General features: G+C 34.7%; 12 protein-coding genes. 7 read left to right on the top strand and 5 right to left on the bottom strand.

The window, feature by feature from the left end; all coding sequences use genetic code 11:
• Window positions 1-110: 110 nt before the first annotated feature.
• The 3 genes from BUE22_RS17375 to BUE22_RS17365 all read right to left on the bottom strand — a co-directional run bounded on the left by BUE22_RS17375 (window position 111) and on the right by BUE22_RS17365 (window position 5,261).
• A complete protein-coding gene (locus BUE22_RS17375) occupies window positions 111-2,570 on the bottom strand; it encodes a ligase-associated DNA damage response DEXH box helicase (protein ID WP_073397006.1) in 2,460 nt (819 codons plus the stop codon).
• 61 nt (window positions 2,571-2,631) lie between these two features.
• Window positions 2,632-4,233, bottom strand: coding sequence for an ATP-dependent DNA ligase (locus tag BUE22_RS17370; protein WP_073397003.1), 1,602 nt, complete (start codon window positions 4,231-4,233; stop codon window positions 2,632-2,634).
• Window positions 4,230-5,261: a ligase-associated DNA damage response exonuclease gene (locus tag BUE22_RS17365; RefSeq protein ID WP_073397000.1), complete on the bottom strand. Its 1,032-nt coding sequence runs from the start codon at window positions 5,259-5,261 to the stop codon at window positions 4,230-4,232. Before BUE22_RS17365 ends, BUE22_RS17370 begins: the two co-directional genes overlap by 4 nt.
• A 200-nt stretch (window positions 5,262-5,461) precedes the next feature.
• Here BUE22_RS17365 and pruA point away from each other — a divergent pair, with 200 nt between their 5' ends.
• Both pruA and BUE22_RS17355 read left to right on the top strand, forming a co-directional pair.
• Window positions 5,462-7,087, top strand: coding sequence for an L-glutamate gamma-semialdehyde dehydrogenase (gene pruA / locus BUE22_RS17360; RefSeq protein ID WP_042563751.1), 1,626 nt, complete (start codon window positions 5,462-5,464; stop codon window positions 7,085-7,087).
• 294 nt (window positions 7,088-7,381) lie between these two features.
• Window positions 7,382-8,113 carry a hypothetical protein gene (locus tag BUE22_RS17355; protein ID WP_073396997.1) on the top strand — a complete coding sequence of 244 codons (732 nt, stop codon included), beginning with the start codon at window positions 7,382-7,384 and terminating at the stop codon, window positions 8,111-8,113.
• Between the two features lie 93 nt (window positions 8,114-8,206).
• Here BUE22_RS17355 and rsmG read toward each other — a convergent pair whose 3' ends face one another.
• The gene (gene rsmG, locus BUE22_RS17350) at window positions 8,207-8,836 is read right to left on the bottom strand and encodes a 16S rRNA (guanine(527)-N(7))-methyltransferase RsmG (RefSeq protein ID WP_073396994.1); all 630 of its coding nucleotides are present in this window, start codon (window positions 8,834-8,836) and stop codon (window positions 8,207-8,209) included.
• Window positions 8,837-8,943: 107 nt separating this feature from the next.
• Between rsmG and BUE22_RS17345 the strand changes: the two genes are divergently transcribed.
• Both BUE22_RS17345 and BUE22_RS17340 read left to right on the top strand, forming a co-directional pair.
• Window positions 8,944-10,038, top strand: coding sequence for a fatty acid desaturase family protein (locus BUE22_RS17345; protein WP_042563748.1), 1,095 nt, complete (start codon window positions 8,944-8,946; stop codon window positions 10,036-10,038).
• Window positions 10,039-10,108: 70 nt separating this feature from the next.
• Window positions 10,109-11,299, top strand: a complete 1,191-nt coding sequence (locus BUE22_RS17340) for a pyridoxal phosphate-dependent aminotransferase (RefSeq protein ID WP_073396990.1) — start codon at window positions 10,109-10,111, stop codon at window positions 11,297-11,299.
• A gap of 54 nt (window positions 11,300-11,353) precedes the next feature.
• Here BUE22_RS17340 and BUE22_RS17335 read toward each other — a convergent pair whose 3' ends face one another.
• On the bottom strand, window positions 11,354-12,412 hold the full coding sequence (locus tag BUE22_RS17335) for a serine hydrolase domain-containing protein (RefSeq protein ID WP_073396987.1): 1,059 nt from the start codon (window positions 12,410-12,412) through the stop codon (window positions 11,354-11,356).
• 366 nt (window positions 12,413-12,778) lie between these two features.
• On the opposite strand from BUE22_RS17335, the gene BUE22_RS17330 reads away from it, so the two are divergent.
• The 3 genes from BUE22_RS17330 to BUE22_RS17320 all read left to right on the top strand — a co-directional run bounded on the left by BUE22_RS17330 (window position 12,779) and on the right by BUE22_RS17320 (window position 14,584).
• Window positions 12,779-13,234: a ferritin-like domain-containing protein gene (locus tag BUE22_RS17330; RefSeq protein ID WP_073396984.1), complete on the top strand. Its 456-nt coding sequence runs from the start codon at window positions 12,779-12,781 to the stop codon at window positions 13,232-13,234.
• A 127-nt stretch (window positions 13,235-13,361) separates the two neighbouring features.
• Complete coding sequence (locus BUE22_RS17325; protein ID WP_073397349.1) at window positions 13,362-13,874, top strand: hypothetical protein; 513 nt, start codon at window positions 13,362-13,364, stop codon at window positions 13,872-13,874.
• Window positions 13,874-14,584 carry a nucleotidyl transferase AbiEii/AbiGii toxin family protein gene (locus BUE22_RS17320; protein ID WP_073396981.1) on the top strand — a complete coding sequence of 237 codons (711 nt, stop codon included), beginning with the start codon at window positions 13,874-13,876 and terminating at the stop codon, window positions 14,582-14,584. Before BUE22_RS17325 ends, BUE22_RS17320 begins: the two co-directional genes overlap by 1 nt.
• Window positions 14,585-14,650: the final 66 nt, after the last annotated feature.

Raw genomic sequence — 14,650 nt, 5'->3', positions numbered from 1 at the left:
AAATAATATTTCTTAGTTAAGTAGAATCTATATTTCAATGTGTTAAATAGATTTTTGAATCAGCCCAAAAAGTGTGATTCAAGAGGTTTTATCCAAAAATCAGTCCAAAATTATTTCATGTAACTGGCTGTCATTTTTTTAATTCTTTCTGCCAATGTTTCACTTGATAATTTTTCCCGAAGTCGATCTGTAATAATTGGAAAACTAAAAGGTGTTGGCTTTTTACATTGTTTCCAGACAATGGTTTGCCTGTTAATTCGTTCTAAAGCCTGAATCAAACGTCCTTCTTCCAATTGATGTTCGAATGTTTCAATATACGCTTGCTGAAGCAATAAATTGTCGGGTTCATAATCTCTGAAAACTTCAAAAAGCAATTGCGAACCACTTTGCAAATGTTTGGTTTTAACTGGTTTTCCGGGCATTCCGGTAAATACCAAACCGGCAATTACAGAAATATCCCTAAATTTTCGTCGCGCCATTTCTGTCGAATTCAAACTTTTTTGCAAATCGTGATGTACGTATTCTGTTGAAAATAAATTATTATCAAAAACACTTTCCATATCAATTTCCTGATCAGAAAGTAATTCAAATCCATAATCATTATAAGCTAACGAAAAAGTAATTGGAGAGAGTAGACTAATTCGATACGAAATAATACTGGCCAAGGCTTCGTGTACAAATCGGCCTTCAAAAGGATAAAAAACGGCATGAAATCCTTCACGGGTTTTAAACGTTTCTATTAAAAACTCATTAGTATCCGGAACGATGCTTTCTTTTCTTTGTCTTGCAAAAAGAGGCTGCAACGCAATTAGTTCCGGCGTCAACTTATCAGTATTTGCTGCATATAATTCTTCTCTCAATAATTCACTCATTTGTACCGATAAAGCCATACGGCCGCCCATCCAGCTTACTACTCTTGAAGCTTTTTTAGGATCTGCTTTTCGAACCAAAACCTGCATATTTTTTACGCGGAATAATTCAAGCCTTTTTCCAGCAAACGTAAACACATCTCCAGGCTGTAGTTTTGATGCAAACCATTCCTCGATAGAACCTATATAACCACCGCTTAAAAACTTAACATTCAGCGATGCATCGCCTACAATAGTTCCAATCTGCATTCTGTGATGCATGGCAATCATTCGGCTGTGGATTTTAAAGCGTCCGTCTTCTTCGATTTCAACTTTTTTGAATTCGTCATACGCTTGTAAACTCTGGCTTCCGTTGGTGATAAAATTCAGAATCCAATTCCAGTTTTCTTTTGTCATGTTTTGATAACAAAAGGTATTTTTGACTTCTTCAAAAATTTCATCGGGATAAAATCCATCAGAAACTGCCAGCGAATTTAAGTATTGCACCAAAACATCCCAACTGTTCAAGTATGGAATCCGATCTTCGACGATTGTTCTCGCAGCTGCTTTTTTTAATGCCGATGCTTCAATTAATTCTATGGCGTGCGTAGCAAGAAAATAAATCACGCTTTCTTTTCCAGGCTGATGTCCGCTTCGTCCGGCTCGCTGCAGAAAACGCGCGACTCCTTTTGGCCCGCCAACCTGAATAATGGTTTCAACAGGTGCAAAATCAACACCCAAATCCAGACTTGATGTACAAACTACTACTTTTAAGTCTTCATTTCGAATCGCATTTTCAACCCACAATCTTGTTTCTCTACTTATGCTTCCGTGGTGCATAGCCATATCTCCGGCGAATTCAGGATATTTTTCTAATATCGCCTGAAACCACATTTCGCAGGCAGAACGTACATTAGTAAAAATCAAAGTGGTTTTGCTTCTCCTGATTATTTTGGCCACCTCATCAATCAAATGCAAACCCATATGACCGCGCCACGGGTAACTGTCCATTTTTTCAGGCAGAATCGAAAGCACTTTTATTTTCTTGTTGATATTGGCCTTTATCAAAACTGAATTTTGATAGGCTTCAGAATTTACTCCTAATAAAACTTGCTGTGCTAATTCAAGATTTCCAATTGTGGCTGAGATTCCCCAGATTCGCATTTTGGGCGCCACTATTTTTAATCTTGACAAAGCCAATTCCATTTGAACACCGCGTTTCGTGCCTAATAATTCATGCCATTCATCTACAACAATAGCGGAACAATTGGCAAAAGTTTTCGCAAATTCTTTTGATGCAAGAAGCAATTGTAAACTTTCAGGCGTTGTTATCAGCAAATCCGGCATTTTTTTACTTTGTTTTGCTCTTTCGCTTTGAGAAGTATCGCCGGAACGAATTCCAACCGTTAAGGGCAACTCTAAATCTTCGACAATTCGTTCTGCTGCTTGTTTTATTTCTACCGAAAGTGCCCGCAAAGGTGTAATCCAAATAGCTTTTAATCCCGGTTTATGTTTTGTTTTATAATTTGGGTTTTTCTTCATATAATCAAGAACTATCGGAAACCATAAAGCATAGGTTTTTCCGCTTCCGGTTGGTGCGTTTAATAAACCGTTTTTGCCTTGTAAAAAAGCCGTCCAGGTTTGAGTTTGAAACGGAAAAGCTTTCCAACCCTGATCCTGAAACCATTTTTCTGCAATTGCATATAGTTCTTCTCTGTTCATTTTTTTTTATACGGTTCAAAGTTGCAAAGGCTCAGAGGGACATAGTTTCCCTTTGAACCTTTTACGAAATCATACTTTTTAGATCTTCAATCGAATTTGCTTCGTCAATTTTTTTATCGTGTCGCCATCTCAGAATTCTTGGAAATCGGGTTGCAACACCGCTTTTATGTCTTTTTGAAAGTGCAATTCCTTCAAAACCAATTTCAAAAACCAATTGTGGCGTAACGCTTCGAACCGGACCAAAACGTTCTAAGGTATTTTTCTTTATAAAATCGTCTACTTTTCTAAATTCAGCATCGGTTAAACCGGAATAGGCTTTTGCAAATGTTACCAGTTCTTTTTCGCCTTTATCATTGGTTTGCCAGAGCGCAAAAGTATAATCAGTAAAAAGATTCGAACGTCGACCGTGACCTCGCATGGCGTAGGTTAAAACGGCATCGATTACCAAAGGCTCAATTTTCCATTTCCACCAATCGCCTTTTTTTCTTCCAACCTGATAAGTTGAATCGTTGCGTTTTATCATCAAACCTTCGCTCTTCATTTCGCGGGCACGCATTCTTTCATTTGTCACATCTTCCCAGGAATGGAACAAAACCCGTTCTGACAATTGAAAAGAAGTTGTTTTATCTTTAATCGAATTATATAATTGCTCTAATAATAATCTTCTTTCGGCATAAGGCAAATTCCGAATATCCTTACCTTCCCATTCCAGAATGTCATAGGCTTTTAAAATTACGGGGACTTTTTCGAGTAAACTTGCTGAAATGGTTTTACGTCCTATTCGGGTTTGCAAATCATTAAAAGTTCCGATTTCGCCTTCTGGGAAAGCTAAAATTTCGGCATCAATTACGGTTCCATCCGGAATTATACCAACGAAAGATTTAAACTCAGGGTATTTATCCGTAACTAGCTCCTCGCCTCTTGACCAAACATAAATTTCGCCTTCGCGGATGATGGTTTGAGACCTGATTCCGTCCCATTTATGCTCTATAGACCAATCTTCGGGATTTCCCAAATTCTCAACTTCGCCTTCAATCGGATATGCTAGATAAAACGGATAGGGTTTTGATAAATAATCGCTGTTTTGTTCGTCCAAAATCAATTCCTGAAAAGTAATTGTATTCGGATCCCAATTTCCCATTAATTTATACGCCAAAGCATCTTCATCAACATCTTCTGCTTTAGAAAGTGCCCTTGTCATCAATTTTTGGCTTACGCCGATTCTAAAACTTCCGGTAATTAATTTGGTAAAAACAAAGCGTTCGTAATAATTCAGCGCAAGCCAGTTTTGCTGTAAATATTCTTTTTTCTCCGGATCTGTTTTCTTTTTTAAAGCGATGATTTCCTGAAGATATTCAGTTAAACTTTTATCAGAATGTTCTTTTGTAGTGGGAATAATCAAAGCAATCGTTTCGGCCAAATCTCCCACAATATGGTAACTTTCTTCAAAAAGCCATAACGGGATATTGGCCAGTTCATTTGCCCAATTTCGCAATAAAGTGGTATTGACAGGTCTCGGCGGACGACGGTGTGAAAGAATCGCAATCGTCCACACTTTATCTTCCGGCGATGCATTTTTAAAATACATTGTCAGGGCATCGACTTTTACATTCGTTTTGTTCGAACTGTCAAGGACTTTTATGAGTTGAGCGAAATTTTTCATTCTCGAATTTCTTTTTCGGTTTCAATTTCTTTTTCCATTTCTGCCGTTTCACCTTCGTATTGCGTTTTCTCGGTTCTGGCATCGTAACCCAGTTCTCGTAAATATTTGGAGAAAATATCGGTATAACCGTGTGTACAGATTACCTTTTCTGCCCCTGTTGCTTTTATGCTATCCAAAAGAGAATACCAATCGCAGTGATCACTTAAAACAAAACCTTTATCAATCGCGCGTCGACGTCTGGCTCCGCGAAAAGCCATCCAGCCACTTGCAGAACCTGTAACGAATGGTGTCATTTTCCTGATCCACGTACTTCCGTGTGCGCTTGGAGGTGCAAGGACAATGTTTCCTAATAAATCTTCTTTCTTAGTTTCATAAGTCACCAGTTTTGTTGGTGGAAGATCAATTAAAGGGCGTACCACATTGGTCATATTTTCAATGGCGCCATGTGTGTAAATTGTTCCGAGATCTGTATCTAAGTATTTTAAAAGTCGTTGTGCTTTTCCTAAAGAATATCCGAACAAAATCGAAGTTTTTCCTTCTGCTTTATTTTCTGCCCACCAATTATTGATTTCTGTAATCACTTCGGCTTGCGGTGTCCAGTTAAAAGCGGGTAATCCAAAAGTACATTCGGTTATAAAAGTGTGGCATTTCACCACTTCATACGGAACCGAGATCCCGTCGTCTTCAACTTTGTAATCGCCTGTAAAAACCCAAACTTCGCCTTTATATTCTACTCTAATTTGAGCGCTCCCAATAATATGTCCGGCGGGATGAAAAGAAAATTTCACATTGTTGATTACAAAAGTTTCATTCCAATCTTTTCCTGTAACATTTATTTCGCCCAAACGATGGCGAATTATAGGAATATTAGTGTGATGTGTAATATAATTTTGATGCCCCCAGCGCGCATGATCAGAATGTCCGTGTGTAATAATGGCGTTTTTCACCGGTCGCCACGGGTCGAGATAAACATCGGCCTGCTGGCAATAAATTCCATTATCATTAAAAGCTAAAAGGGGAATTTTCATTTCGTTACTATTTAAATATTTGAAAAAATATTTGGCGTATTTGTATCAAATTTAATTATTAAACTGCTGATGCTCTTTACAATTTAGCCCGATTTGTTTATTTAATTACAACTTTTAATATTGTGTTATGATATAATCAAAATATCCTTTGTACTTTTGTGAAAATTTAAATAATTCGTAATTTTAAATACTTACAACCCATGTTAAAAGGATTCTTTCATGTACCAAAAGCGGTAAACGAACCGGTAAAAGGTTACGCACCGAACTCACCAGAAAAAGCAGCTGTTCAGGCAGCATACACTTCAATGTGGAACTCTAAAATCGATGTTCCATTATACATTGGTAGTGAAGAAATCAAAACCGGAAATACAAAAACCATTTCAGCACCTCACGATCACAAACATATCGTAGGAACGTATCATTTAGCTGAAAAACAACATATCGAAAAAGCAATTGCTAATGCGCTTGAATCAAGAAAAGCATGGGCAAATATGGCATGGGAACAACGTGCTGCTATTTTCTTAAAAGCTGCTGAACTTATTGCAGGTCCATACAGAGCTCGTATTAACGCTGCTACTATGATTGGACAATCTAAAAACATTCATCAGGCAGAAATTGATGCTTCTTGCGAATTGATCGACTTTTTACGTTACAACGTAGAATTTATGACTCAAATATACAACGATCAGCCAAAATCTGATTCTACAGTTTGGAACCGTTTAGAATACAGACCTCTTGAAGGTTTTGTTTACGCGATTACTCCATTCAACTTTACTGCTATTGCTGCAAATCTTCCTGCAAGTGCTGCTATGATGGGTAACGTTGTTATTTGGAAACCAAGTGACAGCCAGGTATTTTCTGCAAAAGTTATTATTGATGTTTTCAAAGAAGCTGGTGTTCCTGATGGCGTTATCAACGTTGTTTTTGGAGATGCCTTAATGATTACTGATACTGTTTTGGCTAGCCGTGATTTCGCCGGAGTTCACTTTACAGGATCTACTCATGTATTTAAAGATATCTGGGCAAAAATTGGTGCCAATATTAACAACTATAAAACATATCCAAGAATCGTTGGTGAAACTGGTGGTAAAGATTTTATCATTGCGCACCCAAGTGCTAACGTAAAACAAGTTGCAACTGGAATTACTCGTGGAGCATTTGAATTTCAGGGTCAAAAATGTTCTGCAGCTTCAAGAGCTTATATTCCGCAAAGTTTATGGCCAGCTGTAAAAGAACAATTAATTGCTGATGCCAAATCTATGAAAATGGGTTCTCCGGAAGATTTCGGAAACTTTATTACAGCAGTTATTCACGAAGGTTCTTTTGATAAATTGGCGAGTTATATCGATCAGGCTAAAAAAGATGCTGATGCTGAAATCATCATTGGAGGAAACTACGATAAATCTGTAGGATACTTTATTGAGCCAACCGTTATTGTAACTACAAATCCAAAATATACTACAATGGAAACCGAATTATTCGGACCAGTTATTACTATATATGTTTACGAAGATGCAAAATGGGAAGAAACTTTAGAATTAGTTGATACTACTTCTGAATATGCTTTAACAGGAGCTGTATTTAGCCAGGATCGTTATGCTATTGAAGTAGCAACTACGAAATTGCAAAATGCTGCAGGTAACTTCTACATTAATGATAAACCAACCGGAGCAGTTGTAGGAATGCAGCCTTTTGGTGGAGCAAGAGCTTCCGGAACTAACGATAAAGCTGGTTCTGCATTGAACTTATTACGTTGGGCTTCTCCTAGAACTATTAAAGAAACTTTTGTAACTCCTGAAGATTACAGATACCCATTTTTAGGATAATACATTAGATCATCTAATTTATATAACCCACAGTTGTCTTTTGATAATTGTGGGTTTCTTTTTTAAACAACTCACTTTTAAACAATTGTAAAATTTGTAGTACTTTTCTTATGTTGTTAGAAATCAGTCACTTACCTTCTAAAAAATCCTAATTTATCATTCAAAAAACTTATAGTATCAGGTTAAAAATAAGCTAACATATAATTTTGTCAAAGTTTTAAATCACAAAGAAACAAATAGAAGAAACAGTTTTACTGATATAAAACATGACACTAATTCTAAATTAAAAAGCTTATGAAAAATTTAAAAAATGTTCCTGAAATCATTGTAAAATCAAAATGTATTGGTCACCCAATTAATTTTAAATGGACAAAAAAGAAAATAGATGCGATTTTAGATCCTTTGGAAGGAAATGAAGAACTAGAAATTGCATTAACCCAAATTAACCATAAAGCTGCTATAGGTTTAACAGCAGCTCTTTTAGAATGGGTAAATTGGCGCTTTACAGGATATACAAAAGCAGCAAATGATATCGACAGACGTATCGACGCACTTTGGGCTTCAATTGTTAATCCTGAATATTCAAGTCCTCTTGATTTTGATACAGATTTAAACATTCCTGCAACAAATTCTGTAAACGGACCAATTTGGGTTGCTCTTATGAATGTGAAAATGGTAGATGTAAGATATAGAAAAGGATCATACTATCTTCAAAACGAACTTGTTGGTTTAGTTTTACTTGCACGTCATATTTCTCCAAAAAAGAAAGTATTTGATAAATGGTTTAGTAGTAGAATAATAGAATTAGCCCGTTTGTTTCCTTGCCAATATAGTGATGAGAATCTTGACGAAACAGACGAAGCAATTTATGATTCATCAAATGAACCTGTAATTTGCAGAGAGTTTTTCTTCGATCCTAAATTCAAATATTCTCCTGAAGCAGCAACACAATCTCTTAATGAGTTTATAGATCATTTAGATCAAAAAAGAAATTCATTTTTACAAATACAAGAAATGGCTTATTAGTTCAAATAATTTCAAAAAAAACCGAGTCTAAATTTTAGATTCGGTTTTTTATTATTCAAAGGTTTTCAGACCTGAAACTTTTGAAACAAAATTTTAAGGTTGAAACTTCAATGGTAAATGCACGACTTTTTTAGTCTCAAAAAACTCATCCTCAAAAATAGTCGACAAATCATATAATGTTGCTTTTGGGAAATCTTTTAATTCTTCTGCCAAATCACCGCCTTTAAGATATAAAATCCCGTTTTTTAATGTATGCTTATGTTGCTTTTTGATTTTATCCTTAATCCACGAAACAAAATCCGGCATATTGGTAACGGCACGACTTACAATAAAATCAAAATCTCCTTTTACCAATTCGGCACGCTTTTGTTCCGCTTTTACATTTTTCAATTCTAAAGCATCAACAACGCCCTGAACGACTTTTATTTTCTTGGCTATAACATCGATTAAATAAAAACGGGTTTCAGGAAAAAGAATCGCTAACGGAATCCCTGGAAATCCTCCACCGGTTCCAACATCAAGAACAGTTGCTCCAGGTTCAAACTTCATTATTTTTGCAATTCCAAGTGAGTGCAAAATGTGTTTTGTATATAAGGCATCAATGTCTTTTCGCGAAATAACATTGATTTTTTCATTCCAATCGTGATATAAAAAGTCTAATTTTTGAAATTGTTCGATTTGAATGTCGGTCAAATCAGGAAAATATTTCAATATCTCATCCATTGCTCTAATTTTTTAACAAAAGTACTACTTTACGATTGAAATATTTAACTCAATTTTGCAAATTGAAAATTTATAATAATTACCTTTGAAAACTATTTAAATTAATTATGAATAACACTGCGCCTACATTTGCTAAGCAAGACAATCTGAAGTTCTTCAGAACACTTAACTCACGAGTAAACAATTACTTCAAAGAGAACAACATTCAGAAAACCGGAAACTGGAAGCTGCACTTAAAAGCCATTATTCTGTTTGCCGTTTTTTTAACGCCATACTTTTTGATATTAACTCTTGACATGCCTTTTTGGGCACAATTGTTATTAAACATTCTTATGGGAGTTGGAATGGCTGGAATAGGTATGAACGTAATGCACGATGGAAATCATGGGTCTTACTCTTCTAAATCCTGGATCAATAAAATTATGGGCGGAAGCATTTATGTTTTGGCCGGAAATGTACACAATTGGCAAGTACAACACAATGTACTTCATCATACGTATACTAATATTCACGGTCATGATGAAGATCTTGATGCCGGAAGAATTATTCGTTTTACAAAAAATGCTGAATGGCACAAATTTCATAAATTTCAACATTATTATTCTTTTTTCTTATACGGACTTTTGACTTTTAATTGGGCTTTAACGACTGATTTTAAACAAATGAAAAACTATCTGAAGAGAAAATTATCATACGGAACACCACAAAGTCCGGCTAAATTATGGACCGTTTTAGTGATCACTAAAATAATTTATGTTTTAATCTGGATGGTTTTACCAATGGTTTTAGGTGTAACATGGTGGAAAGTTGTTATTGGCTTTTTCGTAATGCATTATGTTGCGGGATTAATTTTAAGTGTCGTTTTTCAATTAGCACACGTAATTGAGGAAACTTCAAATCCGGTTCCAAATGAAAACGGCGAAATGGAAAATACATGGGCCATTCACCAATTATATACAACGGCTAATTTTGCTCCAAAAAACAAAATAATCAACTGGTTTACCGGTGGTTTAAATCACCAGATAGAGCATCATATTTTTCCAAATATCAGTCACATTCACTACGGAAAAATTGCTGAAATTGTAAAACAAACTGCAAAAGAATGCAACTTGCCTTATCATGAATTCAGAACCATGAGAGGAGCTGTTATAGCACATTACAAGCACTTAAAAGATCTTGGAATGAAACCGGAACTAGCATAAAAATCAAAAATCTATTAATAATTAACCTTCCTTAATTAAGTTGAAATTAAGGACATTCAAAATTTTTATAATGAATCATATTCTTTCAGACAGAATTAACAACTTAGCGACATCACAAACCTTAGCAATGGCTGCTTTAGCACGTGAATTAAAATCGCAGGGAAAAGACATTATCAGTTTAAGTTTAGGTGAGCCAGACTTTAATACACCAGATTTTATTAAAGAAGCTGTTAAAAAAGCAGTTGACGAAAATTACAGCACCTATTCTCCGGTAGAAGGTTATTTAGAATTGAGAGAAGCTATTTGCAGAAAATTCAAAAGAGATAATAATTTAGAGTACAAACCAACTCAAATTGTAGTTTCTACAGGAGCAAAACAATCTTTATATAATATTGCACAAGTAATGTTAAATGATGGTGACGAGGTTATTTTACCAGCACCTTACTGGGTTTCTTATTTCGAAATTGTAAAATTGTCTGGCGGAGTTCCTGTTGAGGTTCCAACGTCTGTAGATACTGATTTTAAAATTACACCAGCACAATTAGAAGCTGCCATTACACCAAAAACAAAAATGATGTGGTTCAGTTCTCCTTGTAACCCATCTGGATCTGTGTACAGCAGAGAAGAGTTAACAGCTCTTGCAAAAGTTTTAGAAAAACACCCAAATATATATGTGGTTGCTGATGAAATTTATGAGCACATTAATTTCTCAGGAACTTTCTGCAGTATCGGTTCAATTCCGGGAATGTTTGAAAGAACAATTACTGTAAACGGAGTGGCAAAAGCATTTGCTATGACAGGATACAGAATTGGTTACATCGGTGCGCCGGAATTCATTGCAAAAGCGTGTACAAAAATTCAGGGACAAGTAACTTCAGGAGCAAACTCTGTGGCGCAACGTGCTACAATTACTGCTGTTGATGCAGATCCTAGCGTATTAAACCACATGGTTAAGGCTTTTCACGAACGCAGAGATTTGGTTGTTGGTTTATTAAAAGAAATTCCGGGAGTAAAAATCAACGTTCCTGAAGGAGCATTTTATGTTTTCCCAGACGTTTCTTCTTTCTTCGGAAAAACATTAAAAGGAACAGAAATTAAAGATGCAAACGATTTATCAATGTATCTTTTAGGTGAAGCAAACGTAGCAACCGTAACAGGAGACGCTTTTGGAAATCCAAACTGTATCCGTTTCTCTTACGCAACAAGTAACGACATATTAAAAGAAGCTTTACGCAGAATCAAAGAAGCTTTGGCTGTGTAATCTTATATTAATTATACAAAAAGGGTGCTTCACAGCACCCTTTTTTATTACTCGTTATTGCAATACTAAAGCAGTAATATCTCTCGTAAGCGCGGTTGGCGAATTACAATCACAATTACTCAATCCTATTACATAAACCTGTTCACCAGGTTCATAAACTCCCATTGATTTAAAACCGAAAATACTACCTCCGTGCTCACGTACCAATTTTCCGTTTAAATCTTTTATATGCCAGCCATATCCATAATCAATTTTACTGCCATCCTTTAAAGTATAATTCGTAAACGCTTTGTCGGCAATTTTTGAGCTAATTAATTTATTAGAATCAATTGCATTTTGCCACTTTAGCATATCATCTACATTAGACATAATTGAACCAGAAGCATATGGTATCGAAAAACTAATATAATTTGCATTCACAACTCCGTCCTTGTTACGATAACCAGAAACCCTGTTTTTTATTATTTTATCATGACTTGCATAATAACTGTTCTTCATCCCTATTTTTTCGAAAATATGATTCTGTATAAAATCTTCATAAGTTTGACCAGATACAATTTCAATAATATATCCTAAAACAACATATCCTGAATTACAATACTTAAACTGTTCTCCGGGTTTAAAATCAATAGGCTCATTTTTAAAAAAATCAACCAATTCTTTTGGAGACAAATCCTCTCTGGCAATATTTTTTATAGCTTTCATGCTCGTAAAATCTTTAATTCCAGAAGTGTGTGTCAATAAATGATGTATCGTAATAACATTTCCGTTGGTTGGATAATCCGAAATAAATTTCGTGATATCATCATCCAGCTTAATCTTGCCTTGTTCTACCAGCATTAAGACAGAAACAGCCGTGAATTGTTTGGTCATAGATCCAATTTCAAAAACAAACTCAGGCTGCATTTTTACATTCAATTCCAAATTCGCCTTTCCAACGGCTTTCCTGTAAACCACTTTTCCTTTCTTAGACACTGAAAAAACAGCTCCCGGACCGTCTGCCTTAAATTTCTCGTTTACCAGCTTATCTATTTTAGATTCTAAATTTTGACTAAAAGCAGCCGAATAAAATATTAGAAAAAACACCATGTACACTTTAAAAATTGATTTCATTTTTACTATTAATTAATGATTGATCTACTTTTGACGACATCATCATTAGCTTGGTTACAAAAACAAATAGCACTCAAATATTTTGGGCGTGTCCCTCCGGGTCGGGCTATTCGCTACAAGTCCTCGCACTTCCTTCGTCAGGCTGTGGGCTTTCCGCTGCTATCCCTCACGCAAACAGTAACAACCAATTTTTCGTTTTAAAAAATCAAATTAAATCTGCCTAATCTGCTAAATCTGCGTGAGAAATAAATTTTCCTTTCAAAATTCCCATTCCACAATCCTATAAAAACCCATTGTAATTCTATAAGAATTAAGGCGTTATAAAATCTCAACTTTGTATTATACATTAATTTAAAAATTAAAGTCATGACACATACAGATGAAACAACGACAGAAGCGGTAAGTATCTTAAATGGATTAATTTCTATTTTGGAAGATGGAAAACTGGGTTATACAAACGCCGCAGAACATGTAGAAAATCACGCAATCAAAGCCGAATTTTTGGATTATGCCCGTGAAAGAGCTTTATTTATTGTTGAATTACAAGATGAAATTAACAAATTAGGAAAATCAACAGATACTTCGGGAGGCGGACCATTAGGAGTTTTACACCGCGCCTGGATCGACATTAAATCATCCTTTACAAGCGGTGATACAGAAGCTATCGTAAATGCCTGCGTAACAGGAGAAGAAGCTGCTGTTGAAAAATACAAAATGGCTTTAGAGAAAAACGAATTAGACGGAAGTCAAATCGCAATTCTTTCAAAACAATTAAACAGTATTCAAAGCACATTGGATAGAATTAAAATGAAATCGAATTAATATCTAAGATATTTGTTCTTTCAAAGAAAACCTTCTCAGTTTGGTAAATTGAGAAGGTTTTTTTTGTTTTCAATAGATATTTTTAATTAAATTTGCGAATCGCGAATCGCGAATTAAAAATATGATTATGAAAAAACATAATGGAATGCGACCTCATGATATAGTTATATTATTAAAAATAATTAGCTATGGTCACGAAAATTGGCTGATGAAAGATTTAGGTTATGATCTGTATATTAGCTTAAGTGAAATTAGCGAATCACTAAATAGAAGTGTGCTTAGTGGCTTAATTTCGAGCAATAAAAAGAGAATTATGAAATCTTCCTTATTGGATTTTCTTGTTTTTGGATTAAAATATGTTTTTCCTCAAAAGCCAGGTCCCTTGGTCAGAGGCATTAAAACCTCACATAGTTCATTACCATTATCAAATATAATTTTAAGCGAAGAAATTTATGTTTGGCCTTATTCGGAAGGAAACAGCAGAGGTTTTTCTATAGAACCTTTACATCCTAATGTTCCTAAAGCCTGCATTAAAGATCCTAATCTACATGAATTATTATCATTGGTTGATGCAATAAGGTTAGGCAATAAAAGAGAATTTAATATTGCGGTGGAAGAATTAAAACAAAGAATTTCGTAATGAAAAATACAATTATAAATAAACAAATTATCAATAAGATTTCTAACGCTTTAGGTGAATTAAACAATGAAGTCATTTTTGTAGGAGGAGCAACTGTAAGTTTATACATTAATGATGAAGCTGCCGAAGATGTAAGACCAACTAAAGATATAGACATCAGTGTAAGTGTAGCAACCATTAATGAGCTTGAAGATATAAGAGAAAGATTGGCTTCTAAAGGATTTTTACAATCCGCAGAATTAGATGTAATTTGCAGATTTAAATTTGAAGACATATTAGTCGATGTTATGAATACAAACCCAATTTCATGGGCACCAGCAAATAAATGGTTTATAAAAGGATTTGAAAATATGGAGGGAATTAAAATTGAACAAAACACAATTCAAATTATGCCCTTCAATTATTTTTTAGCAAGTAAATTTACTGCATACGAAGATCGAGGTGGTAATGATCCCCGATTTAGTCACGATATAGAAGACATTACTTATATTTTGGACAATAGAAAAGATTGGGAAAATTTATTAATAAACGAAAAGGACGAAGAAGTTAAAAGCTATATTATTAAAAATCTAAAATTGATAAAAGAAAATTCAAAATTTCAAGAAGCCTTTTTAGGTAATTTATTCTATGAATCAGCAGAAGAACGTTTCAAATTAATTTTAAATAAAATTGATTCTGTATTAAATTATTTTTCTACTACTTTAAAATAATCAATTACCTTTTTTACTAAATCAAAATACAATCATTCCATATTACCTAACTATTTCAAAAAAAGT

Origin of the sequence: Flavobacterium pectinovorum (assembly GCF_900142715.1) — a bacterium.
Lineage (GTDB): Bacteria > Bacteroidota > Bacteroidia > Flavobacteriales > Flavobacteriaceae > Flavobacterium > Flavobacterium pectinovorum.
The sequence above is the reverse complement of the archived record's forward strand: the minus strand, read 5'-3'. Positions and strand labels throughout refer to the sequence as shown.